General features: G+C 49.9%; 23 protein-coding genes. 19 read left to right on the top strand and 4 right to left on the bottom strand.

Translation table 11 applies throughout. From position 1 onward, the window contains the following. Positions 1–19 precede the first annotated feature (19 nt). From atpE to phoU, 18 genes are all read left to right on the top strand, one after another. Positions 20–259: a F0F1 ATP synthase subunit C gene (gene atpE / locus SPM24T3_RS14430; protein WP_004093904.1), complete on the top strand. Its 240-nt coding sequence runs from the start codon at positions 20–22 to the stop codon at positions 257–259. Positions 260–324: 65 nt separating this feature from the next. Then, positions 325–795, top strand: a complete 471-nt coding sequence (gene atpF, locus SPM24T3_RS14425) for a F0F1 ATP synthase subunit B (RefSeq protein WP_009637515.1) — start codon at positions 325–327, stop codon at positions 793–795. Positions 796–809: 14 nt separating this feature from the next. Continuing rightward, positions 810–1,343, top strand: coding sequence for a F0F1 ATP synthase subunit delta (atpH, locus tag SPM24T3_RS14420; protein WP_009637514.1), 534 nt, complete (start codon positions 810–812; stop codon positions 1,341–1,343). Between the two features lie 12 nt (positions 1,344–1,355). After that, complete coding sequence (gene atpA / locus SPM24T3_RS14415) at positions 1,356–2,897, top strand: F0F1 ATP synthase subunit alpha (RefSeq protein WP_009637513.1); 1,542 nt, start codon at positions 1,356–1,358, stop codon at positions 2,895–2,897. Between the two features lie 57 nt (positions 2,898–2,954). Further along, complete coding sequence (gene atpG / locus SPM24T3_RS14410) at positions 2,955–3,821, top strand: F0F1 ATP synthase subunit gamma (protein ID WP_009637512.1); 867 nt, start codon at positions 2,955–2,957, stop codon at positions 3,819–3,821. A 32-nt stretch (positions 3,822–3,853) separates the two neighbouring features. Then, positions 3,854–5,236: a F0F1 ATP synthase subunit beta gene (atpD, locus tag SPM24T3_RS14405; protein ID WP_009637511.1), complete on the top strand. Its 1,383-nt coding sequence runs from the start codon at positions 3,854–3,856 to the stop codon at positions 5,234–5,236. Between the two features lie 52 nt (positions 5,237–5,288). Beyond that, positions 5,289–5,714, top strand: coding sequence for a F0F1 ATP synthase subunit epsilon (locus SPM24T3_RS14400; protein WP_009637510.1), 426 nt, complete (start codon positions 5,289–5,291; stop codon positions 5,712–5,714). A gap of 298 nt (positions 5,715–6,012) precedes the next feature. Continuing rightward, on the top strand, positions 6,013–7,380 hold the full coding sequence (gene glmU, locus SPM24T3_RS14395) for a bifunctional UDP-N-acetylglucosamine diphosphorylase/glucosamine-1-phosphate N-acetyltransferase GlmU (RefSeq protein WP_009637509.1): 1,368 nt from the start codon (positions 6,013–6,015) through the stop codon (positions 7,378–7,380). 224 nt (positions 7,381–7,604) lie between these two features. Continuing rightward, entirely contained in the window at positions 7,605–9,434 is a 1,830-nt protein-coding gene (gene glmS / locus SPM24T3_RS14390) for a glutamine--fructose-6-phosphate transaminase (isomerizing) (protein ID WP_009637507.1), read from the top strand. A 430-nt stretch (positions 9,435–9,864) separates the two neighbouring features. After that, positions 9,865–11,148, top strand: a complete 1,284-nt coding sequence (locus SPM24T3_RS14385) for a pyridoxal phosphate-dependent aminotransferase family protein (protein WP_009637506.1) — start codon at positions 9,865–9,867, stop codon at positions 11,146–11,148. Then, positions 11,135–12,187, top strand: a complete 1,053-nt coding sequence (locus SPM24T3_RS14380) for a hypothetical protein (protein ID WP_009637505.1) — start codon at positions 11,135–11,137, stop codon at positions 12,185–12,187. Before SPM24T3_RS14385 ends, SPM24T3_RS14380 begins: the two co-directional genes overlap by 14 nt. 12 nt (positions 12,188–12,199) lie before the next feature. Next, positions 12,200–13,792: an amino acid adenylation domain-containing protein gene (locus SPM24T3_RS14375; RefSeq protein WP_009637504.1), complete on the top strand. Its 1,593-nt coding sequence runs from the start codon at positions 12,200–12,202 to the stop codon at positions 13,790–13,792. Further along, complete coding sequence (locus SPM24T3_RS14370) at positions 13,792–14,322, top strand: GNAT family N-acetyltransferase (RefSeq protein WP_009637503.1); 531 nt, start codon at positions 13,792–13,794, stop codon at positions 14,320–14,322. Before SPM24T3_RS14375 ends, SPM24T3_RS14370 begins: the two co-directional genes overlap by 1 nt. Positions 14,323–14,595: 273 nt before the next feature. Further along, positions 14,596–15,636: a phosphate ABC transporter substrate-binding protein PstS gene (pstS, locus tag SPM24T3_RS14365; RefSeq protein WP_009637502.1), complete on the top strand. Its 1,041-nt coding sequence runs from the start codon at positions 14,596–14,598 to the stop codon at positions 15,634–15,636. 108 nt (positions 15,637–15,744) lie between these two features. Next, a complete protein-coding gene (gene pstC, locus SPM24T3_RS14360; RefSeq protein WP_009637501.1) occupies positions 15,745–16,701 on the top strand; it encodes a phosphate ABC transporter permease PstC in 957 nt (318 codons plus the stop codon). Position 16,702: 1 nt separating this feature from the next. Next, positions 16,703–17,590, top strand: coding sequence for a phosphate ABC transporter permease PstA (gene pstA / locus SPM24T3_RS14355; protein WP_009637500.1), 888 nt, complete (start codon positions 16,703–16,705; stop codon positions 17,588–17,590). 42 nt (positions 17,591–17,632) lie between these two features. Next, positions 17,633–18,400, top strand: coding sequence for a phosphate ABC transporter ATP-binding protein PstB (gene pstB / locus SPM24T3_RS14350; protein ID WP_009637499.1), 768 nt, complete (start codon positions 17,633–17,635; stop codon positions 18,398–18,400). Positions 18,401–18,427: 27 nt separating this feature from the next. Next, entirely contained in the window at positions 18,428–19,168 is a 741-nt protein-coding gene (gene phoU, locus SPM24T3_RS14345; protein WP_009637498.1) for a phosphate signaling complex protein PhoU, read from the top strand. An 80-nt stretch (positions 19,169–19,248) separates the two neighbouring features. Here the strand turns inward: phoU and SPM24T3_RS14340 are convergent, their stop codons facing one another. Both SPM24T3_RS14340 and yieH read right to left on the bottom strand, forming a co-directional pair. Continuing rightward, on the bottom strand, positions 19,249–19,893 hold the full coding sequence (locus SPM24T3_RS14340; protein ID WP_192807952.1) for a TetR family transcriptional regulator: 645 nt from the start codon (positions 19,891–19,893) through the stop codon (positions 19,249–19,251). 82 nt (positions 19,894–19,975) lie between these two features. After that, complete coding sequence (gene yieH / locus SPM24T3_RS14335) at positions 19,976–20,641, bottom strand: 6-phosphogluconate phosphatase (RefSeq protein ID WP_009637496.1); 666 nt, start codon at positions 20,639–20,641, stop codon at positions 19,976–19,978. Between the two features lie 266 nt (positions 20,642–20,907). On the opposite strand from yieH, the gene SPM24T3_RS14330 reads away from it, so the two are divergent. Continuing rightward, the gene (locus SPM24T3_RS14330; protein ID WP_009637495.1) at positions 20,908–22,245 is read left to right on the top strand and encodes an NCS2 family permease; all 1,338 of its coding nucleotides are present in this window, start codon (positions 20,908–20,910) and stop codon (positions 22,243–22,245) included. A 101-nt stretch (positions 22,246–22,346) separates the two neighbouring features. Here SPM24T3_RS14330 and SPM24T3_RS14325 read toward each other — a convergent pair whose 3' ends face one another. Continuing rightward, positions 22,347–22,916 (bottom strand): NADPH-dependent FMN reductase, encoded by a 570-nt coding sequence (locus SPM24T3_RS14325; protein WP_009637494.1) that lies wholly within the window; start codon positions 22,914–22,916, stop codon positions 22,347–22,349. A gap of 40 nt (positions 22,917–22,956) precedes the next feature. Next, a complete protein-coding gene (locus SPM24T3_RS14320; protein WP_009637493.1) occupies positions 22,957–23,679 on the bottom strand; it encodes a 4'-phosphopantetheinyl transferase superfamily protein in 723 nt (240 codons plus the stop codon). Positions 23,680–23,827: the final 148 nt, after the last annotated feature.

Below are 23,827 nucleotides of genomic sequence, written 5' to 3'. Positions count from 1 at the left end.
AAACAAACTGGAGACTGTCATGGAAAACCTGAGTATGGATCTGCTGTACATGGCTGCCGCTGTGATGATGGGCCTGGCGGCAATCGGTGCTGCGATCGGTATCGGCATCCTGGGTGGTAAATTCTTGGAAGGCGCTGCTCGTCAGCCTGACCTGATTCCTCTGCTGCGTACACAGTTCTTTATCGTTATGGGTCTGGTCGACGCCATCCCGATGATCGCTGTTGGTCTGGGCCTGTACGTGATGTTCGCTGTTGCATAACACAGAGTTCGCTCTGAGTTAAACGATAGACATCAACTAATTCACTTTGAAAGAGGCATTGTGCTGTGAATCTTAACGCAACAATCCTCGGCCAGGCTATCGCGTTCGTCCTGTTTGTCTGGTTCTGCATGAAGTACGTATGGCCGCCAATTATGGCTGCCATCGAAAAGCGTCAGAAAGAAATTGCTGACGGTTTATCTTCCGCAGAACAAGCCAAAAAAGAGCTGGATTTAGCGCAAGCCGATGCGACCGACCAACTGATTAAAGCCAAAGCGGAAGCCCAGGTGATCATTGAGCAAGCCAACAAGCGCAGAACTCAGATCATCGAAGATGCTAAAACTGAAGCTGAGCAGGAACGTAACAAAATCGTGACGCAAGCGAAGGCAGAGATCGACGCAGAACGTCAACGTGCTCGTGAAGAGTTACGTAAACAAGTCGGTATTTTGGCTATTGCTGGCGCCGAGAAAATCATCGAACGTTCCGTGGATGAAGCTGCTAACAGCGACATCGTTGATAAACTGGTCGCTGAACTGTAAGGAGGGAGGGGCTGATGTCACAATTTACTACGGTAGCTCGCCCCTACGCCAAAGCAGCTTTTGACTTTGCCGTTGAGCACCAAAGCTTGGATCGCTGGCAGTCAATGCTCGCGTTCACGGCTGAAGTCACACGCGATAAACAGATTTCAGAGTTGCTCACAGGTGCTATGGCACCTGAAGCGCTTTCGAATGTTTTTATCGGCGTATGTGGTGAACAACTCGACGAAGCGGGTCAGAACCTGATTAAGGTTATGGCTGACAACAAACGTTTACGCGTTCTTCCTGAAGTGCTGGAGCAGTTTATTGAACTGCGTGCAGCATTGGAGGCGACCGTTGAAGTAGAAGTTATTTCTGCCAACGTTCTGTCTGAAGAACAGCAGGCGAAAATCGCTGCTGCGATGGAAAAACGTTTGTCTCGCAAAGTTAAGCTGAATTGCAAAATTGACAAGTCTGTTCTTGCCGGGATCGTAATCCGTGCAGGTGATATGGTGATTGATGGCAGCGTTCGCAGTCGTCTAGAACGCCTGGCAGACGTCTTGCAGTCTTAAGGGGACTGGAGCATGCAACTGAATTCCACCGAAATCAGCGAACTGATCAAGCAGCGCATTGCTCAGTTCAATGTGGTGAGCGAAGCTCACAATGAAGGTACTATCGTTTCCGTCTCTGACGGGATCATCCGCGTGAACGGCCTGGCCGAAGTCATGCAAGGCGAAATGATTGCGCTGCCGGGTAACCGCTACGCTATCGCCCTGAACCTGGAGCGTGACTCTGTAGGTGCCGTAGTAATGGGCCCTTACTCAGACCTCGCCGAAGGGATGAAAGTAAAATGTACTGGTCGTATCCTTGAAGTTCCAGTTGGCCGTGGCCTGCTGGGCCGTGTGGTTAACACCCTGGGTGCACCAATTGATGGTAAAGGTCCGGTTGAAAACGACGGTTTCTCTCCTGTAGAAGCTATCGCACCGGGCGTTATCGATCGTCAATCCGTTGACGAACCTGTTCAGACTGGCTACAAGTCAGTCGATGCCATGATCCCAATCGGTCGTGGTCAGCGTGAACTGGTAATCGGTGACCGTCAAACCGGTAAAACTGCTCTGGCTATTGATGCGATCATCAACCAGCGCGATTCCGGTATCAAATGTATTTACGTCGCTATCGGTCAGAAAGCTTCCACCGTTTCCAACGTGGTTCGCAAACTGGAAGAGCACGGCGCACTGGCCAACACCATTGTTGTTGTTGCTACCGCATCTGAATCAGCTGCGCTGCAATACCTGGCACCATACTCTGGTTGCGCGATGGGTGAATACTTCCGTGACCGCGGTGAAGATGCACTGATCGTATACGATGACCTGTCTAAACAGGCTGTTGCATACCGTCAGATCTCGCTGCTGTTGCGTCGTCCGCCAGGTCGTGAAGCTTATCCAGGTGACGTGTTCTACCTCCACTCCCGTTTGCTGGAGCGTGCATCTCGCGTTAGCGCTGATTACGTTGAAGCATTCACCAAGGGTGAAGTGAAAGGTAAAACCGGCTCTCTGACTGCACTGCCGATTATCGAAACGCAAGCTGGTGACGTTTCCGCGTTTGTTCCGACCAACGTAATCTCGATTACCGATGGTCAGATCTTCCTGGAATCAAGCCTGTTTAACTCCGGTATTCGTCCAGCGGTTAACCCGGGTATCTCCGTATCCCGTGTTGGTGGCGCTGCACAGACCAAGATCATGAAAAAACTGTCCGGTGGTATCCGTACCGCTCTGGCACAATATCGTGAACTGGCTGCGTTCTCACAGTTTGCATCCGACTTGGATGAAGCGACCCGTAAACAGTTGAACCACGGTCAGAAAGTGACCGAGCTGCTGAAACAGAAACAGTACGCACCGATGTCAATCGTTGCACAGTCACTGATTCTGTTCGCTGCAGAACGTGGTTTCCTGGAAGACGTCGAGCTGTCTAAAGTGGGTAGCTTCGAGGCTGCGCTGTTGGCTTATGCTGACCGCGAGCACGCTGAGCTTATGCAACAAATCAACCAAACTGGTGCGTACGACAAGGAAATCGAGGGTAAATTCCAATCTATCCTTGAGACCTTCAAAGCAACCCAGTCCTGGTAATACTTAACTGCCTTACCGTTAATTCGGTAGGGCAGTTAGTAATGAGGAGAAGCAGAGATGGCCGGCGGAAAAGAGATACGTAGTAAGATCGGCAGCGTGCAAAACACGCAAAAGATCACTAAAGCGATGGAAATGGTCGCCGCCTCCAAAATGCGTAAAACGCAGGAACGCATGGCGGCCAGCCGTCCTTATGCAGACACCATTCGCAAAGTGATTGGTCACCTTGCGCAAGGTAATCTGGAATACAAGCACCCATACCTGGACGAGCGTAAAATCAAGCGCGTTGGGTATTTGGTCGTGTCTACCGATCGCGGTCTTTGTGGCGGCTTGAACACTAACTTGTTCAAGAAACTGCTGACGGAAGCGAAAGGCTGGGCTGAGCAGGGCGTCGAGGTTGACTTGGCTCTGATCGGTTCTAAAGCTGCATCTTTCTTCGGTTCCGTGGGTGGCAACGTCGTTGCCCAGGTTACTGGCATGGGGGATAACCCTTCTCTGTCAGAACTGATCGGTCCGGTAGCAGTGATGCTGCAAGCCTACGATGAAGGTCGTTTAGACAAGCTGTGCATTGTTAGCAACAAATTCGTCAATACCATGTCTCAGGAACCAAGAATCGTGCAGCTGCTGCCACTTCCGCCTGCGGAAGAAAACGGCGGGCTGGCGAACAAGTCCTGGGATTACCTGTATGAGCCAGACCCTAAAGCGCTGCTGGATGTCCTCCTGCGTCGCTACGTAGAGTCTCAGGTTTATCAGGGCGTCGTAGAAAACCTGGCCAGCGAACAGGCCGCGCGAATGGTAGCGATGAAAGCCGCCACCGATAACGGCGGCAGCCTGATCAAAGAGCTGCAGTTGGTATACAACAAAGCTCGTCAGGCCAGCATCACTCAGGAACTCACCGAGATCGTCGGGGGAGCCTCCGCGGTTTAAGCTAGGTTTACGAATTACGTAGAGGATTCAAGATGGCTACTGGAAAGATTATCCAGGTAATCGGCGCCGTGGTGGACGTCGAGTTCCCTCAAGATGCAGTACCTAAAGTGTACACTGCTCTTGAGGTAGAAAACGGTACCTCCAAGCTGGTGCTCGAAGTTCAGCAACAGATCGGCGGTGGCGTTGTTCGCTGTATCGCAATGGGTACATCAGATGGCCTGCGTCGCGGTCTGAAAGTGAACGACCTGCAGCACCCAATCGAAGTACCGGTAGGTACTGCGACTCTGGGTCGCATCATGAACGTATTGGGTGAACCAATCGACATGAAAGGTGAAATCGGCGAAGAAGAACGTCGTGGTATTCACCGTGCTGCTCCTTCTTACGAAGAGCTGGCAAACTCCCAGGAACTGCTGGAAACCGGTATCAAGGTAATGGACCTGATGTGTCCGTTCGCCAAGGGCGGTAAAGTCGGCCTGTTCGGTGGTGCTGGTGTTGGTAAAACTGTAAACATGATGGAGCTTATCCGTAACATCGCGGCCGAGCACTCAGGTTTCTCTGTGTTTGCAGGCGTGGGTGAGCGTACTCGTGAGGGTAACGACTTCTACCACGAGATGACTGACTCCAACGTTATCGACAAAGTTGCACTGGTTTACGGTCAGATGAACGAGCCACCGGGTAACCGTCTGCGCGTAGCACTGACTGGCCTGACCATGGCGGAGAAATTCCGTGATGAAGGCCGTGACGTTCTGCTGTTCATCGATAACATTTACCGTTACACCCTGGCGGGTACCGAAGTGTCTGCACTTCTGGGCCGTATGCCATCTGCGGTAGGTTATCAGCCAACGCTGGCGGAAGAGATGGGTGCTCTGCAAGAGCGTATCACCTCTACCAAAGATGGTTCAATCACCTCTGTTCAGGCCGTTTACGTTCCTGCGGATGACTTGACTGACCCATCTCCGGCAACCACCTTCGCCCACTTGGATGCGACCGTGGTACTGAGCCGTCAGATCGCCTCTCTGGGTATCTACCCAGCGGTAGATCCACTTGACTCAACCAGCCGTCAGCTTGATCCGCTGGTAGTAGGTCAAGAGCACTATGACGTGGCTCGTGGCGTGCAGTCTGTTCTGCAGCGTTACAAGGAACTGAAAGATATTATCGCGATCCTGGGTATGGACGAGCTGGCTGAAGAAGACAAGCTGGTTGTATCCCGTGCGCGTAAAATCGAACGTTTCCTGTCTCAGCCATTCTTCGTTGCTGAAGTATTTACCGGCGCTCCAGGCAAATTCGTACCGCTGAAAGATACCATTCGTGGTTTCAAAGGCATCATCGAAGGCGACTACGACCACCTGCCAGAACAAGCGTTCTACATGGTTGGTCCGATCGAAGAAGCTGTGGAAAAAGCCAAAAAACTGTAATGTTCTCCCTTAGGGGATAAAGATCGTTGCAGTATTGAGAGAGGAAGGTGACATGGCTGAAAAAGCTTACCATCTGGATGTTGTCAGCGCGGAAAAGAGAATGTATTCCGGCCTGGTGCAGAAAATCCAGGTGACGGGTAGCGAAGGTGAGCTGGGTATTTTCCCTGGTCACGCCCCGCTGCTCACCGCCATCAAGCCTGGCATGGTGCGCATTGTTAAAGAACACGGCGAAGAAGAGTATATCTATCTCTCCGGCGGCATCCTTGAGGTGCAACCGAACGCAACTACCGTGTTGGCTGACACTGCAATCCGTGGAGTAGACCTCGACGAAGCGCGCGCGCTTGAAGCTAAGCGTAAAGCGGAAGAACATATCAATGGTTCTAACGGCGACGTCGACTATGCTCGGGCGTCTGCAGAACTGGCCAAAGCGCTCGCGAAACTTCGCGTGATCGAATTGACCAGGAAAGCGGGTTACTGATTGGCGAAAGCCGTATTAGTGATAAACGCACTGCCAGTTGAAAAGCGACCTTCGGGTCGCTTTTTTTTATCTTTAAAAAAGCCCTGTTTTCAGCATCTTCTTCATTCAATTCCGGCCGTTTCAATGAAATACTGTCTACTATTGGAGACACTTTTAGCGCGATTCCTGCTGAGTCGTTTACAGAGTGTTCAACCCTTGCCCAGTGCGGCTTGGGGGTAGTTTTTAATGAAAAATATGTAGTAATCCGATCGGCTAACGGGTTACTTTTGTCAATCAAACTGGATTTGTCAGGTTGCTTATGTCTAACAGCGCATTAAGTGTCGTGATCCTCGCCGCAGGCAAGGGCACACGCATGTATTCCAATCTTCCCAAAGTACTGCATCCGCTTGCCGGAAAAGCGATGGTTCAGCATGTTATTGATGCTGCCACTCGTATGGGGGCAAGCAATGTGCATCTGGTTTATGGCCACGGTGGAGATCTGCTTAAGCAGAATCTGGCCACCAGCTGTTTAAACTGGGTGTTGCAGGCTGAGCAATTGGGTACCGGACACGCAATGCAGCAGGCTGCGCCTCACTTTGCTGATGACGAAGACGTATTAATGCTTTACGGCGATGTACCGCTGATTTCCGTTGAGACTTTGCAAAAATTGCTGTCTGCCAAGCCACAGGGTGGAATTGGTTTGCTAACCGTCAAGGTGGACGATCCTGCCGGTTATGGCCGCATTGTCCGTGAAAACGGGGAGGTAGTCGGCATTATCGAGCAGAAAGACGCCTCGGCCGAGCAGCTGAAAATCAATGAGATTAATACCGGTATACTCGTCGCCAACGGTGCATCGTTCAAGCGCTGGCTGAGCAAGCTTTCAAACAATAATGCGCAGGGTGAATATTACATCACCGATATCATTGCGATGGCGCATGCAGAAGGCCATAAGATTGCCACCGTGCATCCCGCGCGCCTTAGCGAAGTTGAAGGTGTGAACAACCGCCTGCAACTTTCTCGTCTTGAGCGTGTTTATCAACAGGAGCAAGCCGAACGTTTGCTGCTGGCGGGCGTAATGCTGATGGACCCCTCTCGTTTCGATTTACGCGGTGAACTGTCGCACGGCATTGACGTTAGCATCGACGTAAACGTAATTATTGAAGGCAAGGTCAAGCTGGGTAATCGTGTCACTATCGGCGCAGGCTGCGTGCTGAAAGACTGCACCATCGGCGATGACTGTGTGATCAGTCCGTACAGCGTGTTCGAGGGGGCTATCGTGCAGGCAGATTGTACTGTTGGTCCGTTTGCTCGTCTGCGCCCTGGCGCCGAGCTGGGTCAGGCAGCGCACGTCGGCAACTTTGTTGAAATCAAGAAAGCGCGTCTCGGAGCTGGCACTAAAGCCGGACACCTCAGCTATCTTGGCGATGCGGTGATCGGCGATAACGTTAATATTGGTGCAGGTACGATCACCTGTAACTATGATGGCGTGAATAAATGGCAAACGACGATTGGCGATAACGTCTTTGTCGGCTCGGATACTCAGCTGGTGGCTCCGGTTAACGTCGGTAACAATGTGAGTATTGCTGCCGGAACCACGGTCGTCCGCGATGTTCCAGACGGCGGCCTGGTGATAAGCCGCGTGACTCAGGTGCATAAGCCAAATTGGAAGCATCCTTCCAAACGATAATAGTCGGTAAGCGTCAAGGGTGCGGTTTGCTGCACCCGTTTTATTCGGCGTCATTATGTTTTGCTCTGCCCGTCACCACGTTATGGTCAGCGCAAAACATAATAATCCCCTTCTCTACAGGCTCGGGGAACCCGCACGGCATGGAACCATGACCGGAGCGGCTATCAATCAGGTCAAGGCATCAAAAAAGGTCTGCGAACAGACCTTCTATAGGAATAAAACCGATGTGTGGAATTGTTGGCGCAGTAGCGCAACGCGATATAGCTGAAATTCTGTTGGAAGGATTACGCCGTCTGGAATACCGCGGCTATGACTCTGCCGGTTTGGCGGTAGTGGATAACGAAGGTCACATGGGCCGCTTGCGCCGTGTTGGTAAAGTGCAGAAGCTGGCTGATGCGCTGGAAGCTCATCCACTGCACGGTGGTACCGGTATTGCTCACACCCGTTGGGCAACTCACGGAGAACCATCTGAAGTTAATGCTCATCCGCACGTGTCTGATTACATTGCGGTTGTGCATAACGGCATTATCGAAAACTTCGAACCGCTGCGAGTATTGCTGATCGAGCGCGGATATCGCTTCGAGTCGCAAACTGATACCGAAGTTATCGCTCATCTGGTGCACTGGGAGCTGCTGCAAGGTGGTACTTTGCTGGAAGCGGTACTTCGCGTCATTCCTCAACTACGTGGCGCTTACGGCACTGTGGTGATGGACAAACGCGATCCTTCCGTGCTGGTGGCTGCGCGATCTGGTAGCCCACTGGTCATTGGTCGTGGTGTTGGTGAAAACTTTATTGCCTCCGATCAGCTGGCCTTGCTGCCTGTAACACGTCGTTTTATGTTCCTTGAAGAAGGCGACGTTGCAGAAGTAAAACGCCGTGAAGTTAACGTGTTTGATAAAACCGGCAAGCCGGTCGAGCGTCCTGAAATCGAATCTCAAGTTCAGTATGACGCCGGTGATAAAGGCGCGTACCGTCATTACATGCAAAAAGAGATCTACGAACAGCCTCAGGCGATTAAAAATACCCTTGAAGGGCGTTTCAGCCACGGTAAAATTGATCTCAGCGAGCTGGGAGCCGATGCCGACGCGATGCTGGCTAAAGTTCAACACGTACAGATCATTGCCTGCGGCACCTCATATCACTCAGGTATGGTGGCGCGTTATTGGTTTGAAGCGCTGGCCGGTGTGCCGTGCGACGTAGAAATTGCTTCTGAATTCCGCTATCGCAAATCTGCCGTTCGTCCTGGCAGCCTGATCATCACTTTGTCTCAGTCCGGTGAAACCGCCGATACGCTAGCTGCACTCCGTCTTTCTAAAGAGCTGGGCTTCCTGGGCTCCCTTGCCGTTTGTAACGTAGCCGGCTCCTCTTTGGTGCGTGAATCTGACCTGGCGTTGATGACCAAAGCGGGAACTGAGATCGGTGTAGCGTCTACCAAGGCATTTACGACTCAGTTAACCGTTCTGCTGATGCTGGTGGCGCGCGTTGGCCGTTTGAAAGGCATGAGCGAGCAGGTTGAACACGATATCGTTCATGGCCTGCAGGCGTTGCCTGCGCGCATCGAGCAGATGCTGTCACTGGATAAAACCATCGAAGCGCTGGCTGAAGGCTTCTCCGACAAACATCACGCACTGTTCCTGGGTCGCGGCGATCAGTACCCGATCGCGATGGAAGGGGCGCTGAAGCTGAAAGAAATTTCGTATATTCACGCTGAAGCCTATGCTGCCGGTGAGTTAAAACATGGCCCATTAGCGTTGATTGACGCCGATATGCCGGTAATTGTTGTTGCTCCAAACAACGAGCTGCTGGAAAAACTGAAATCCAACATTGAAGAAGTACGTGCTCGCGGCGGTCAGCTTTACGTTTTCGCCGATCAGGACGCAGGCTTTACAGATAGTGACGGCATGAAAGTTATTCAGCTGCCACACGTCGAGCAAATTGTTGCGCCAATCTTCTACACCGTGCCGTTACAGCTGTTGTCTTACCACGTTGCGCTAATCAAAGGCACCGATGTTGATCAGCCTCGTAACCTGGCGAAATCGGTAACCGTGGAATAAGTCGTACTCAAAGCCTGTTACTGGCGGCGAGCTGTTCGTTAGTTATAAACCTCCTGTTGCTTTTGCACAGGAGGTTTTTTTATTTTCCCAAGACATCTCCCAGATTAGTATTGAAAAAGTGTTTTTTGATATTTATATCAGCGGAAATAAAATATAGTTGTCGCGAAGTTTACTTTGCTGAATCAATCTATATTTATTATCTATCATTTGAGGTGCTATATATAACTTATAAATAAATCATTAAAGATGCAGGGTTTTATTAGTGTAAACAAAACAATTGCTTCAATATCATCAATTATAATAACTACAGGCTTTATTACATCATTTTTTAATTTAATTTATCTAATTCTTAGGGAATTCGGCGTTGTTGTGTCTCCGGATTGGTTTTTATTAATCCAACGTAATTTCTGCTAAATATAAGAAGATGAAAATGAATATTCAAAACAGTTTTTTGCAAGCAAGCTCCAGTGAGCGCGATCCGCTGCTTTTAGTGCTTAAGCAGAGCCAGCAATATGATGTGCGCATTACTAAAGTTGAACATCGTGAGCTCACTGACGTGCATGGTAAGAAGCTTTTCGATTTTGCGTCCTGTAATTATCTCGGTTTTGACTGTGAACAGGAGGCGCTCCTCGATAAAGGCGTGCAGGCTGCCAAGGCTTTTGGCATGCATACCAGTCGTGCCCGATTAATGGGCTACCACGAACTTTTCACTCAGGTTGAAAAGAAACTCGCTACCTTTATCGGTGCCGAGGATACGCTGCTGTTTCCCAACACCACGCTGACCAGTATCGGCATTATTCCGGCGTTGGTGCAAAAGGGAGATCTGATAATCCTTGATAAATCAGCACACGCCACGATGTATCAGGCTGCACAGATGGCGCGGGACAAGGGGGCGATTCTAAAAAGCTTTGCCCAGGGAGATATGGATGCGCTGGAAACTTTATTGAAAACCCATAGCCATTGCCCGAGAAAAATGGTCTGCGTAGATGGCGTGTACAGCATGACCGGCGATTATGCCGATCTCGCGGGGCTGACTCCCTTGGTCGAAAAATATCAGGCACTGCTTTATGTTGATGACGGCCACGGGTTTGGATTTGTCGGTGAAAATCCTGATGTGCAGCACCCATACGGTAGCAAAGGTAACGGCATTATCAACCATCAGGGAACCTCGCCGGCCAATACCATGTATGTCGCCGGTACTGCCAAAGGTCTCGCGGCCAGTGCCGCATTCGCCGCGGTTACGCCAGAGATGAAAGAGTATCTGATGGCCTACGCCAAACCTCTGGACTATACCCATCCCTCCACTCCGTTCTGCCTCGGCGTGCTCGATGCGGCTCTCGATTTATTACCAAAAATCGGTGAACAGCGTCGCGCCGACGTTTATAAACTTACTGTGTCGCTGGTGGAAGGGCTGCGCGGTCTCGGTTTCCACGTTATGACGCAGACACTGTTTCCGATTATTTCTGTTTGGGCGGGAAATACTCAAACGCTTATCGATGCCTCTAAGTATCTATATCAAAACGGTATTTTCCTGACTGCTTGTCCTTATCCAACCATGCCTAGAGGAAAAGAAGCGCTGCGCATTACCGTGACAGCTCTGAATACCCAGCAGCAAATTGATCACATGCTAATGCTGTTTGCCGATATCAAGCAGCAATGGCAGCAGGCGGGAGTTGCATTGACGCCAGACGGGGAAAGTTATGCTCACGTATGATGTTGCTGCAAAAGACCGTGTCGAAATGTTCTATGGCCAAAAAAATGGCTGGCGAATGTTTGACGGTAGAATGCTGACTCCCGAAGTCACCGCGTATTTGAATGAGGAAAAACGCCAGATAGCTGGCTATCTGGAAAACTCGGCCAGCGGTCTGAGTCAGTTTGTAGAAATCGGCTGTGGTTATGGCCGTTACCTTCACGTCGCGTTGAAATATAGAGTGAATTATCGCGGGGTCGAGCTGGTTCGTTGGTTGGCGGAGCTGGGTAAAGCCAGAATTGCTGCCTGCCAGCTGCCCGAGAATTGTAGCGCGCAGATAGAACATCTTTCGGCGGATCATCTTCATTGCGTGCTGCCCTATAGTGAGCACGATATTTCCTCAAAAAGTTGCGTGTTCTTTCCCTTCAACTGTTTTGGCAACCTAAGTGACCCGCTGCGAGTGCTGTCCGAGCTGAAGGGGAGAAATACCGAGGTTATTATCTCCGGATTTTCCAGCAGCGAGCAGACCACCAGCGCAAGAATGGCTTATTACGCTAAATGTGGCTGCACCGATCTTAGTAGTCAGCATACCGAACGAGGGGTACAGATTTCATCAAGCGAGTTTCTTGAATCTCTGGCTTACCAATCTGGTGCTTTGGAGCTATTGCTAAATGAGTTTGGCTTCCGACTGACCAAACGTATCTCTCATTCTGCCATTGGCGAACTGTTCTTTTTCACCCCTTTCCATCTCAGCCCTGAAATGTCGTTGCCAGCTCCCGTTGCCAATCAAGAGCAATTTCTGTTGCAGGGATTTGTCGAGGAGGGAAAAAATCACGATCTAATGGGGCATATCCAGTCCACAGCATGGGGATTGGGAAAAGATGCCGGCCAGCTTTCGGTCAACGCCAATGACGTTGGCTGGCGAGAAGGGGCACTGGCCTGGCTGATTTCTTCTGCCGCTCGGGATGATGCCGTTCCGCTAATTGCCACCGGCACGATTTCTCAGGTAACCCTGTCGAATCAGGCTCCCGGAACAGTCAGTTTACTGATTAACACACATTAATGGATGCAATGTATGCTTTTATTAAACGCGGTGACCTTACCAGAATTAATGGCAGGTGGATTACGCCGGTTCTCGGATAATATTGCCGTTGAGTACGGCGATCAGAAATTCACTTATCAATATATTGAAAAGCTAAGCCAAGATTTTTGTCGTTATTACCAATCGAATGGTTTAAAAAAAGGTGATCATATCGGTATTCTTTCCGATGTCACACCTATGGCGATTGGCGCAATGTTGGGTGCATTATCCGCAGGGCTAATTTATATACCCATTAATATACACGCACCTAATGCCTGGGTCAGTGATTTAATTATATCTGCCGAACTGAAACATATCATGGTGCAGAATAAATACCGGGAAATATTAGATGCGCCTGGAGATAACGCATTTGTGACATTTCTAGATAATTTCGCAGCACAGGACAACTCGTTAACTACCACGTTGTATGAAAAGAATCTAAGCGATAACGTAGCCTATATCCTTTATACCTCAGGATCGACTGGCTCGCCGAAAGGCATCATGATCACACACCGCAATGCTTGCTCTTTTATCTGCTGGATGCAAAAAGAGTTTGCCATTACGCCAGGCGATCGAGTGTTCAGTCGCGCGCCTTTGCAGTTTGACCTTTCAGTGTTTGATATTTTTACTACCTTGCTCAGCGGCGCTTGTCTGGTCATCGTCCCCGAGAATTTTGATAACTCGCCGCTCAATGTGGTGAGTTATATGCGTGATAAAAACGTTAGCGTGGTGTACACCGTGCCTTCGGCCTATATCCGCTGGTTAAGTAAAGGTGAATTGCAGCGCGGAATACCGAGTCTGCGAACGCTGCTTTACGCCGGAGAGCCTTTCTCGCCCTGCTGGCTACGCCGCGTCATGGACTGTCTGCCGACTACCGCCGTGGCCAACATTTATGGTCCGACAGAAACTAACATCGTGACCTGCCAGCACGTTTCAAAGCCAACTACGGAAACTAGCGAAATACCGATCGGTTTTCCTGTCGACGATACGGAAATCTATATCGTTGATGAAGCAATGAGTTTGCTGCCACACGGCGAGTCAGGAGAGATCCTGGTGCGCGGCAGTACGGTGTTTGCCGGGTATTTTACCGCGCCTGAACTGACGCGCGAGAAGCTGATTCAAAGCCCCTTTCATCAGTATCCGACATTGGCCTTTCGAACCGGAGATTATGGTTATATCAATGAAAAAGGGGAGATCATTTACAAAGGCCGGATGGATAATATGGTGAAAACCCGCGGTTATCGGGTCGAAATTGGCGACGTTGAGAACGCGTTTACATCTATTGAAGAAGTAGAAGAGGTGGCTGTTGTCTCTTTACCTCATGAAAAATACGGCGCAACGCTTCACGTTTGCCTGAGTCTTAAAGACGTCAATCAAGGGTTAGCGCTGATACAGGAAAAAATCGCTGAAATTCTACCCGACTACATGTTGCCCTACGATTTTACGGTGATGGAGGAATTGCCTAAAACGGCAACCGGTAAAATTGATCGCGTCTGCTTGAAACAGGCATGCAAAAACCAGCTGAAATCCAAGCCCGAGATAAAAACCTCACAAGCGCATTATGTTAAATTGGCGAAGGAATCATAATGGAAAGCGTCATACCAATTATCGAAACAGACAGATTAATTCTCTGCGGGTGCAGTGTGGAGGATTTTCCTGCAATGTTGCATATCTATCAAGATGATATAGCTACGCGATTTGTTCCTCCAGGGGTGATAGGGCGAGAAGCCTGCTGGTCACTGTGGTTACAGTACCATGGCATGTGGGCAACGCTGGGTTTTGGGTATTGGATAATCAAACTGAAACCCTGTAATACTATTATCGGTGAGATAGGATTCGCAGACTTTAAGCGAGACACCATGCCATCAATGCCTGACATGTTGGAAATTGGGACATTATTACACTCTGACTTCCATGGTTATGGTTACGGCTATGAAGCGAAATGTGCCATCCTCGACTGGCAGGATAAAACGTTGAGCCGCCCTGTTTGTTGTCTTGTGATGCCCGACAATATTGTTGCGATTAAACAAGCTATTAAAAGCGGATTTACCTTCGAAAAATCGATCGCCTACGGCGATTACCAGCTGCGCCTGGGGTTGCGGGAGGTTATTCGGTAACGTATAAGTTCATAAATTGCACGCTGTCACAAAACTGTCATATAACCTACATTTTAGTGTCACTAAACTGTCCTATTTTGCTCCTGTGCTAAACACTTTACTAAGCTTCGACTTGAGTCGAATCAAAATTATCCGTTGTAATTGAAGCTACAGCTGTATCAGCGGCGTTCGCTTACCCGAATTACTTACTACTGTAGGCCTATCGGGATTCGTTCACTTACTGTGTTGCTGCAACTCCAATGTCATAGGGTAGATAACCACCAGGAGTGGAATATGAAACTGATGCGTACAACCGTCGCCGGTATTGTGGCAGCGACTTTCTCTTTAACAGCAATGTCTGCCTTTTCAGCAACTAATCTGACAGGCGCAGGCGGTACTTTCCCTGCTCCAGTTTATGCAAAATGGGCTGATGCTTACAATAAATCTACCGGTGTTCAAGTTAACTACCAAGGCATCGGTTCTTCCGGCGGCGTAAAGCAGATTATTGCTAAAACCGTGGACTTCGGAGCATCAGATGCGCCTATGAGCGACGCTGATCTCGAGAAGAACGGCCTGTTCCAGTTCCCTACCGTTATCGGTGGTGTTGTTCTGGCAGTAAACATTCCTGGTGTGAAATCCGGTGAGTTGACGCTGGATGGTAAAGCTCTGGGTGATATTTACCTGGGCAAAATCAAAAAATGGAATGATGCAGAGATAACTAAGCTGAACCCAGGCGTAAAACTGCCTGATACCAACATCGCCGTGGTTCGTCGCGCCGATGGTTCTGGTACTTCTTTCGTATTTACTAGCTACCTGTCCAAAGCTAACGCGGACTGGAAAAAAGACATCGGCGTGGGTACTACCGTAAACTGGCCTGTCGGTTTGGGCGGTAAAGGCAATGACGGCGTTGCTGCTTTTGTACAACGTCTGCCAGGTTCAATCGGCTATGTTGAGTATGCTTACGCCAAGCAAAACAATCTGACTTACACCAAACTGGTTGATGCCAGCGGTAAGGCGATTTCTCCTTCAGAAGAGTCATTCAGCGCGGCAGCCAAAGGCGCAGACTGGAGCAAAACCTTTGCTCAGGACCTGACTTTCCAGAAGGGCGACAATGCGTGGCCAATCTCTTCTACCACCTTTATTCTGGTCTATAAACAACAGCAAGACGCGGCCAAAGGCGCGGAAGTGCTGAAGTTCTTTGACTGGGCCTATAAAAACGGTGACAAGCTGACTACCGGTCTGGATTACGCTTCTTTGCCGCAGTCTGTTGTTTCTCAAATCCAGACAGCCTGGAAAAGCAACGTTAAAGACAGCAGCGGTAAGTCAGTCTACTAAGCCTTTGGCTTAGGGTTGCTGGTGATATAAAGTACGAGTCTTCTGTCTCAATCTCTCCCGATAAACCCTTGTCGGGGGAGAAATAAATCTGAATAAGAAGAGAGTGTTATGGCTGAAAAAACGCCGTCCATCAAAGCACCAAGCAAGAACGGTGACATCATCTTCGGCGCGCTGGTTAAACTGGCTGCGCTGATTGTGCTATTCCTGCTCGGCGGGATCATCGTTTCGTTATTCATTTCTTCCTTGCCTAGCATGGAAAAGTTTGGCTTTTCTTTCCTGTGGAATAAAACCTGGGATGTACCCAATGAGCAATTTGGTGCGCTGGTGCCGATTTACGGCACGATTGTTACCTCGGTCATTGCTCTGCTGATAGCTGTCCCGGTCAGCTTTGGTATCTCACTGTTTCTGACTGAACTGGCGCCTAACTGGTTGAAACGTCCTCTGGGGATTGCTATCGAACTGCTGGCGGCTATCCCGAGTATCGTTTACGGCATGTGGGGCCTGTTTGTCTTTGCTCCTTTATTTGCGACTTATTTTCAAACACCTGTCGGCGATGTTCTTTCAGGCATTCCAATTATTGGTGCACTTTTCGCGGGTCCGGGGTTTGGTATTGGTATCCTGGCGGCTGGCGTAATTCTTGCGATCATGATCATCCCCTACATTGCCTCTGTGATGCGCGACGTGTTCGAGCAGACGCCAGTGATGATGAAAGAATCGGCCTACGGCATCGGTTGTACGACCTGGGAAGTTATCTGGCGTATCGTTTTACCTTTCACCAAGAACGGCGTGATTGGCGGCGTGATGCTTGGCCTCGGACGCGCTTTGGGTGAAACCATGGCAGTGACCTTTATCATCGGTAACACTTACCAGCTCGATAGTGCCTCGCTGTACATGCCGGGTAACAGTATTACCTCGGCGTTGGCCAACGAATTTGCCGAAGCAGCATCGGGCCTGCATACCTCGGCCCTGATGGAGTTAGGCCTGATCCTGTTCGTGATCACCTTTATCGTGTTGGCGCTATCAAAGCTGATGATTCTGCGTCTGGCCAAGAATGAGGGGCGTTAAGATGGCAACTCTTGAAATGCAAAGCAACGATGCGCTGTTTGAATCCCGTCGCAAACGTCAGGCCTGGCGACGCCAGAAGAACCGTATCGCGCTGTTGTTATCAATGGCGACCATGGTTTTTGGCCTGTTCTGGCTGGTGTGGATCTTGTTTACCACGGTAACCAAAGGTATCGACGGTATGTCGCTGGCGCTGTTTACCCAAAACACGCCACCGCCAAACACTGCAGGCGGTGGTTTGGCAAACGCCATTGCCGGCAGCGGACTTTTGATCCTCTGGTCTACAGTGGTTGGTACTCCGCTGGGGATCCTTGCCGGTGTGTATCTTGCTGAATATGGGCGTAAATCTTGGCTGGCCGAGGTGATTCGTTTTATTAACGATATCCTGCTGTCTGCTCCTTCCATCGTGGTCGGACTGTTTGTTTACACCATTGTCGTGGCCAAAATGGGGCACTTCTCAGGCTGGGCGGGGATTCTGGCGCTGGCGCTGCTGCAGGTTCCTATCGTGATTCGTACCACCGAGAATATGCTGAAACTGGTGCCTGACAGTCTGCGTGAAGCGGCCTATGCATTGGGAACGCCGAAATGGAGAATGATTTCAGCCATTACGCTGAAGGCCTCAGTCTCTGGAATTATCACGGGTGTTCTGCTGGCTATCGCGCGTATTGCCGGTGAAACCGCGCCGCTGCTGTTTACCTCGCTCTCCAACCAGTTTTGGAGCACCGATTTAATGCAGCCTATCGCTAACCTCCCGGTCACCATATTTAAATTTGCTATGAGCCCGTTTGCAGAATGGCAGGACTTGGCCTGGGCTGGCGTTCTGCTAATTACTGTATGCGTACTGCTGCTGAACATCATTGCTCGCGTGATCTTCGCCCAGAAAAAGCAGTAATTATAAAAATTTTGATTAAAGAGAGATGTCTTAATGAGTCGAATGACCGATGCATCCAACAGTAAAATCCAGGTCCGCGATCTGAATTTTTATTACGGCAAATTCCATGCGCTGAAAAACATCTCCCTGGATATTGCCAAAAACGAAGTTACCGCTTTTATCGGCCCGTCTGGCTGCGGTAAATCGACGCTTCTGCGCACTTTAAACAAGATGTATCAGCTGTATCCCGATCAGCGTGCCGAGGGTGAAATTTTGCTCGACGGCGAAAATATTCTGGTAGATAAGCAGGATATCGCCCTGCTGCGCGCCAAGGTCGGCATGGTATTTCAAAAGCCGACCCCGTTCCCGATGTCGATTTACGACAACATCGCTTTTGGCGTGCGTTTGTTTGAGAAGCTGTCGCGTACCGACATGGATGAGCGCGTGCAGTGGGCTTTGACCAAAGCGGCACTTTGGAATGAGTCGAAAGATAAGCTGCATCAGAGCGGTTACAGTTTGTCAGGTGGTCAGCAGCAGCGTTTGTGTATCGCTCGCGGTATCGCCATTCGTCCTGATGTTTTACTGCTTGATGAGCCTTGCTCGGCGCTGGATCCGATCTCGACCGGCCGCATCGAAGAGCTGATTACCGAGTTGAAATCCGACTATACGGTGGTGATCGTGACCCATAACATGCAGCAGGCAGCTCGCTGCTCGGACCGCACTGCGTTTATGTATCTCGGCGAATTGATTGAATACAGTGATACTGACTCATTGTTCACCTCACCTGCTCAAAAGCAGACCGAGGACTACATTACTGGCCGCTACGGTTGATGCTCTTCAAGGTAGAGAGGAAACAAGATGGACAATCTGAATCTCAATAAACATATTTCAGCCCAGTTCAATGCCGAACTTGAACATATCCGTACTCAGGTATTGGCGATGGGCGGCCTGGTTGAACAGCAGCTTACCGATGCCATCACCGCGATGCATAATCAGGACGCTGAGCTGGCCGAGCGTGTCATCAAGGGTGATGACAAAGTAAACATGATGGAAGTGGCGATTGATGAAGCCTGCGTGCGGATTATTGCTAAACGTCAGCCCACTGCCAGCGATCTGCGTATGGTTATGGCGATCATCAAGACGATTTCCGAGCTGGAACGCATCGGCGATGTGGCCGATAAAATCTGTCGCACCGCGTTGGAGAAATTCTCTCATCTGCATCAGCCGCTGTTGGTGAGTCTGGAATCATTGGGCCGTCACACCGTACAGATGCTGCACGACGTGCTGGATGCCTTTGCGCGTATGGATCTCGATGAGGCGATCCGCGTCTATCGTGAAGATAAAAAGGTCGATCAGGAATATGAGGGCATCGTGCGTCAGCTGATGACTTATATGATGGAAGACCCGCGCATGATCCCAAGCATTCTAACGGCGTTGTTCTGTGCCCGTTCGATCGAGCGTATCGGTGACCGTTGCCAGAATATCAGCGAGATTATTTTCTACTTCGTGAAGGGGCAAGATTTCCGTCATGTCGGGGGCGATGCGCTGGAGAAGCTGCTGGTTGATGGTAAAAGCGGTAAAGAAAACAAAACAGAATAGCTTTAACCTTTCCCAATACAACAAATGCAGACGCCCGATAAATTGATTATCGGGCGTTTTATTTTGTGTCGCAGAGCTTGCTAAATCATTAAATAACGCAACGCTACCATCACTGCCAACTGGCGATAATGCGCATTCTGCGTATCAAACTCATCCGGATTCTCAAACAACGCACCAAAGGTGTATTGGTTGGCGACCTGGTGAACACAAAGACTGCTGATCAGGCGGTGAACGTCCCGCGCCTGGGCATCTTCTTTAAATAGATGACCTTTCTTGCCGCGTTCAAGAATATCATCCAGCAAGGTTAGCGCCGTTTGGTTTAGTGCGCGGATGTTGGTGGATTGACGAATAAAGCGACCGCGCAGCATATTCTCGGTGGAGACAATGCGAATAAATTCCGGGTGCGAAACGTGAAAATCAAAACTGGCCTCTACCAGCTTAACAATGGCTTCGGCAGGCGGATAGGCTGATAAATCCAGCTCAAGCTCATGTTTACGCAAACAGCGATAAACATACTCCAACACCTGCATGTAGAGCGCTTCTTTCGATTTATAGTGATAAACCACCATGCGTTTGGTGGTATCAGCGTTTGAGGCGATATTTTCCATCCGTGCGCCCATTAATCCGGACTCGGCGAACTCGATAAGCGCGCTATCAAAAATGCGCTGCTTGAGGCCTATTGGATCGTTCTTTCGCCCCGTTGTTTGGGGACTTTGGCTAGTCAGCGTCTTCTCCTTAACGGAATCGGTGTCGTCTTTTAAAACAGTCACTATCTCTAAATACAGTGACAAATCAAATGCCAGCGCATTATTTGACGATATTGTAGCCTTTCTCGCGCCAGATAGCGGCAAGTTGATGCATATCTGTGAATGCGGTAACCAGCGGGTGATCGATAACCGGATTATGAGTATCGGCACAGTAATAATAAACCGGAATATTGGCTGCGATACCCGCCTGAACGCCGGCTACAGAATCTTCAACCAAAATGCAGGTGGAGATTGAAACCTGCATGGCCTCGGCTGCGTGATAAAGCAACGCCGGGTCAGGTTTCCAGCGCTGCAAATCGTAACCGCTGTAAAGACGATCTCTCATAAAAGGGAGCAAACCGGTGAGTCCCAGAGAGTGCTGCATTTTAGTCACTGGACCATTGGAGACCACGCACATCGGCACAGTTATTGACTCCAGCAGTTCTTTTGCGCCTGCAATCGGTTCGAGTTTTTCATCAAACAGCCGAGCTACGTGCTGACGGAAAACCACTTCCATCTCTTCTTTTCCGGCTTTAAGACCGTGCTGTTGATTAATAATATCGATAATTTCGTACAGCTTTACGCCTTTGTACTTTTTAAACATCTCATCATAGGAAACGGTCACGCCGAAATGGGCAAACATCAGGACGTAAGCCTCGCAGCACAGCCGCTCACTGTCGACCAGTGTGCCATCACAGTCAAAGAAAACGCATTCTATCCGGGGCATATTTCATCCTTTTTCTGAATTAACTGCTTAGTTAATGACATGACTCCAGAAGGTATCTTACAGAAAATACTCGCCTGTTCCGAACTCCTTATCCTGGAGACCGTGCGATAAAAGCTAAAATAATGAGCATTAAAAACCAGCAGTTGCTCCTAAAAGCGGTCTAAAAAGTGTAAACATGCAATAAAAAGCAGCGCAATCATCTCAATCGGCGGAGGATTTAGGTTAGGATAGCGGCCGACGAATTTCCCCCTCTTTGGAACTCAATAATGAGCACACCACAAAATAATGCCGGCGCAGGTAAAGGGATGTTAGAGCGCTGGTTTAAACTGAGCGCCCATGGCACGACGCTGAAAACGGAGACAGTTGCCGGTTTCACAACTTTCCTGACCATGGTGTATATCGTCTTCGTTAACCCGCAGATATTGGGCGTGGCGGGGATGGATAAGCAGGCCGTATTTGTTACTACCTGTCTGATTGCGGCATTCGGCAGTATTTTGATGGGGCTTATCGCCAATCTGCCCGTCGCGCTGGCACCTGCGATGGGCCTGAATGCTTTCTTCGCCTTTGTGGTGGTCGGTGCGATGGGGATCTCATGGCAAACCGGCATGGGCGCGATTTTCTGGGGCGCGGTTGGCCTGTTCCTGCTGACCATTTTCCGCGTTCGTTACTGGATGATAGCGAATATACCTGTGAGCTTGAGAGTCGGGATTACCAGCGGCATCGGCTTGTTCATCGGCATGATGGGCCTGAAAAATGCCGGTATTGTAGTTGCTAATCCCGATACACTGGTTTCGATCGGCAAATTGACCTCGCACTCGGTGCTGCTTGGTGCGCTGGGTTTCTTTATTATCGCTATTCTGGCGGCGCGAAACATTCATGCCGCGGTGCTAATTTCCATTATTATCACCACGCTGATTGGTTGGGCGCTGGGTGACGTTCACTACGCGGGAGTATGGTCGATGCCGCCAAGCGTTACCAGCGTGGTTGGGCAGGTTGATATTAAAGGCTCGCTGAATATTGGTCTGGCGGGGATTATTTTCTCCTTTATGCTGGTCAATCTGTTCGACTCGTCAGGCACGCTGATTGGCGTTACCGATAAAGCCGGGCTTGCCGACAGTGAAGGTAAATTCCCGCAGATGAAACAGGCGCTGTTTGTCGACAGCGTTAGCTCGGTTGTGGGTTCCTTCATCGGCACCTCTGCGATTAGTGCTTACATTGAAAGCTGCTCCGGCGTAGCGATTGGGGGTCGTACCGGTCTGACTGCCGTTGTCACCGGGCTTTTGTTCCTGCTGGTTATTTTCATCTCCCCGTTAGCCGGAATGGTGCCAGCCTATGCTGCTGCAGGCGCGCTAATTTATGTCGGCGTGCTGATGACTTCCAGCCTTGCGCGAGTGACCTGGGATGATTTAACCGAAGCAGTCCCTGCGTTTGTTACCGCAGTCATGATGCCTTTCAGTTTCTCGATTACAGAAGGGATTGCCCTGGGGTTTATTTCTTACGTGGTGATGAAGCTGGGAAGCGGTCGCTGGAGAGACATCAGGCCTTGTGTGCTGGTGGTTACCATACTGTTTGTATTGAAGATTGTTTTTATCGATAACAAATAAACTGGCTCTGTTATCCTTGTTACCTCTCCTCCACCAACAGAGGAGAGGTGCTAAAGGTCGCGTCCCAAAATTCTCTTCTCTTTTTGCACTTAGCCCCGAATTTACTTTTTAAAACGACGAGTAAAATCGGAAAATGCGCTGAGCTGGCCGGTAAGATGGTCGAGCGTACTTTGATCAATCACCTCGCCAAGCTGTGCATCGACCTTGCTCTGAATCACTCCCCCCATAAACTCCGGCTTGTTGAGAACCATGGCATCCAGGAACACTAAGATCTGCCGCAGGTGATACTGACAGCGTGCGCCGCCAATCGCACCCATTGAACTGGTTTGAATCAATACGGGTTTGCCTGCCAGCGGCTGTTCAGGGACTCGCGAGAGCCAGTCAATGGCATTCTTTAACCCGCCCGGCACCGAATAGTTATATTCCGGCGTGACGATAATAACGCCATCCGCCTCGCGAATCTGTTTGGCCATGTTTTCAATAGTGGCGGGGAAGCCTGATTCCTGTTGTACATCAGCATCATACAGCGGAATATCGCCAATAGAATGCAGCGCCTCAATGGTGACGCCTTCAGGTGATAACTTTGGCAGAGTACGTGCAACCATTGCATTGAATGAGCCTTTACGCAGGCTGCCTAACAGCGTGACAAACTTCAGTGGTTGATTAGACATAAACGACTCCTGATTGATTAGCTGGATTGCAAAAGGATGATTACTTGGCCGGAGGTAGGCTGGTTAATTTCATAAAGTGTAGTGAATCGACCTGTTGCTGGGGAGAAAACGTTTGCGTACGCGTGAAACCTTCAGAAGGGGTGTAATTCCAGCAGATCAGTCGCTGAATGGCCGGGGTGTGTGCGCATGCCCAGATCTCTGGACCTTCAATATCGCTCATTACCTGCACATTGGCAGTAATACTCGAGCGTAATCGCCCGGAACTTGGATGCAGGCTCAGGGTATCGGAGGTGATGTCACTTTGCCCCGAGAGTTTATGCACGCTTTGCCGGATACATTCTAGCTGTGTGGCGGACTCATCAGGGTCAGATTGCATAGCGATCCAGGTTTTCTCAACAGTAGAAAGAGCTGACTGGCGCGACTGGTGAAGAGGGCCGCGAGCATGCAAGATTTCTAAATCTAGCCCCGCTTTGCCTTCGCTGCTGAGCATTACGCCGATAGTGCTGCCGGCGTAGGCCAGGCTGAAATCAGGTAATCCGCTGGCAGCAAAGCTGGGGCGACCGCTGGGCAAGGTTACAACCTGTGGCAGTTTGGTCGTCCCATACAAATAAAACATGATTTCTGCCAGCAGCGCGCGTCCATATAAAAACCGGGTGCGGAGCTTGGGGAGCAAGGTGTTGGCGAAAGCCAGGACGTCGGCGGGCAGGCGGTGCGTGTTTGGCTCACTATCCGTCATAATCCATCTTGCAAAGTGGCACGCCATTGTTCACTCCCTGAGTAATGGTTCGGCTGCTATTAAATTCTGTCTATAGTACGATCTTCACGTGAATTATATAAATAACTAATCGATCAGATAATTATACGGGGAGGGCAAAAGGTGAATAAGAATGTTCCTGTCGTTGGTCATTGTT

The sequence above is a fragment of the Serratia sp. M24T3 genome (assembly GCF_000257645.1).
In the GTDB taxonomy this organism is placed as follows: Bacteria; Pseudomonadota; Gammaproteobacteria; order Enterobacterales; family Enterobacteriaceae; genus Rouxiella.
The sequence above is the reverse complement of the archived record's forward strand: the minus strand, read 5'-3'. Positions and strand labels throughout refer to the sequence as shown.

Excerpts from the sequence above, each read along its gene's own strand:
- atpE (WP_004093904.1), top strand. The coding sequence starts at position 20 with ATGGAAAACCTGAGTATGGATCTGCTGTACATGGCTGCCGCTGTGATG.
- atpH (WP_009637514.1), top strand. The coding sequence starts at position 810 with ATGTCACAATTTACTACGGTAGCTCGCCCCTACGCCAAAGCAGCTTTT.
- atpA (WP_009637513.1), top strand. The coding sequence starts at position 1,356 with ATGCAACTGAATTCCACCGAAATCAGCGAACTGATCAAGCAGCGCATT.
- atpG (WP_009637512.1), top strand. The coding sequence starts at position 2,955 with ATGGCCGGCGGAAAAGAGATACGTAGTAAGATCGGCAGCGTGCAAAAC.
- atpD (WP_009637511.1), top strand. The coding sequence starts at position 3,854 with ATGGCTACTGGAAAGATTATCCAGGTAATCGGCGCCGTGGTGGACGTC.
- SPM24T3_RS14400 (WP_009637510.1), top strand. The coding sequence starts at position 5,289 with ATGGCTGAAAAAGCTTACCATCTGGATGTTGTCAGCGCGGAAAAGAGA.
- glmU (WP_009637509.1), top strand. The coding sequence starts at position 6,013 with ATGTCTAACAGCGCATTAAGTGTCGTGATCCTCGCCGCAGGCAAGGGC.
- glmS (WP_009637507.1), top strand. The coding sequence starts at position 7,605 with ATGTGTGGAATTGTTGGCGCAGTAGCGCAACGCGATATAGCTGAAATT.
- SPM24T3_RS14385 (WP_009637506.1), top strand. The coding sequence starts at position 9,865 with ATGAATATTCAAAACAGTTTTTTGCAAGCAAGCTCCAGTGAGCGCGAT.
- SPM24T3_RS14380 (WP_009637505.1), top strand. The coding sequence starts at position 11,135 with ATGCTCACGTATGATGTTGCTGCAAAAGACCGTGTCGAAATGTTCTAT.
- SPM24T3_RS14375 (WP_009637504.1), top strand. The coding sequence starts at position 12,200 with ATGCTTTTATTAAACGCGGTGACCTTACCAGAATTAATGGCAGGTGGA.
- SPM24T3_RS14370 (WP_009637503.1), top strand. The coding sequence starts at position 13,792 with ATGGAAAGCGTCATACCAATTATCGAAACAGACAGATTAATTCTCTGC.
- pstS (WP_009637502.1), top strand. The coding sequence starts at position 14,596 with ATGAAACTGATGCGTACAACCGTCGCCGGTATTGTGGCAGCGACTTTC.
- pstC (WP_009637501.1), top strand. The coding sequence starts at position 15,745 with ATGGCTGAAAAAACGCCGTCCATCAAAGCACCAAGCAAGAACGGTGAC.
- pstA (WP_009637500.1), top strand. The coding sequence starts at position 16,703 with ATGGCAACTCTTGAAATGCAAAGCAACGATGCGCTGTTTGAATCCCGT.
- pstB (WP_009637499.1), top strand. The coding sequence starts at position 17,633 with ATGACCGATGCATCCAACAGTAAAATCCAGGTCCGCGATCTGAATTTT.
- phoU (WP_009637498.1), top strand. The coding sequence starts at position 18,428 with ATGGACAATCTGAATCTCAATAAACATATTTCAGCCCAGTTCAATGCC.
- yieH (WP_009637496.1), bottom strand. The coding sequence starts at position 20,641 with ATGCCCCGGATAGAATGCGTTTTCTTTGACTGTGATGGCACACTGGTC.
- SPM24T3_RS14330 (WP_009637495.1), top strand. The coding sequence starts at position 20,908 with ATGAGCACACCACAAAATAATGCCGGCGCAGGTAAAGGGATGTTAGAG.
- SPM24T3_RS14325 (WP_009637494.1), bottom strand. The coding sequence starts at position 22,916 with ATGTCTAATCAACCACTGAAGTTTGTCACGCTGTTAGGCAGCCTGCGT.
- SPM24T3_RS14320 (WP_009637493.1), bottom strand. The coding sequence starts at position 23,679 with ATGGCGTGCCACTTTGCAAGATGGATTATGACGGATAGTGAGCCAAAC.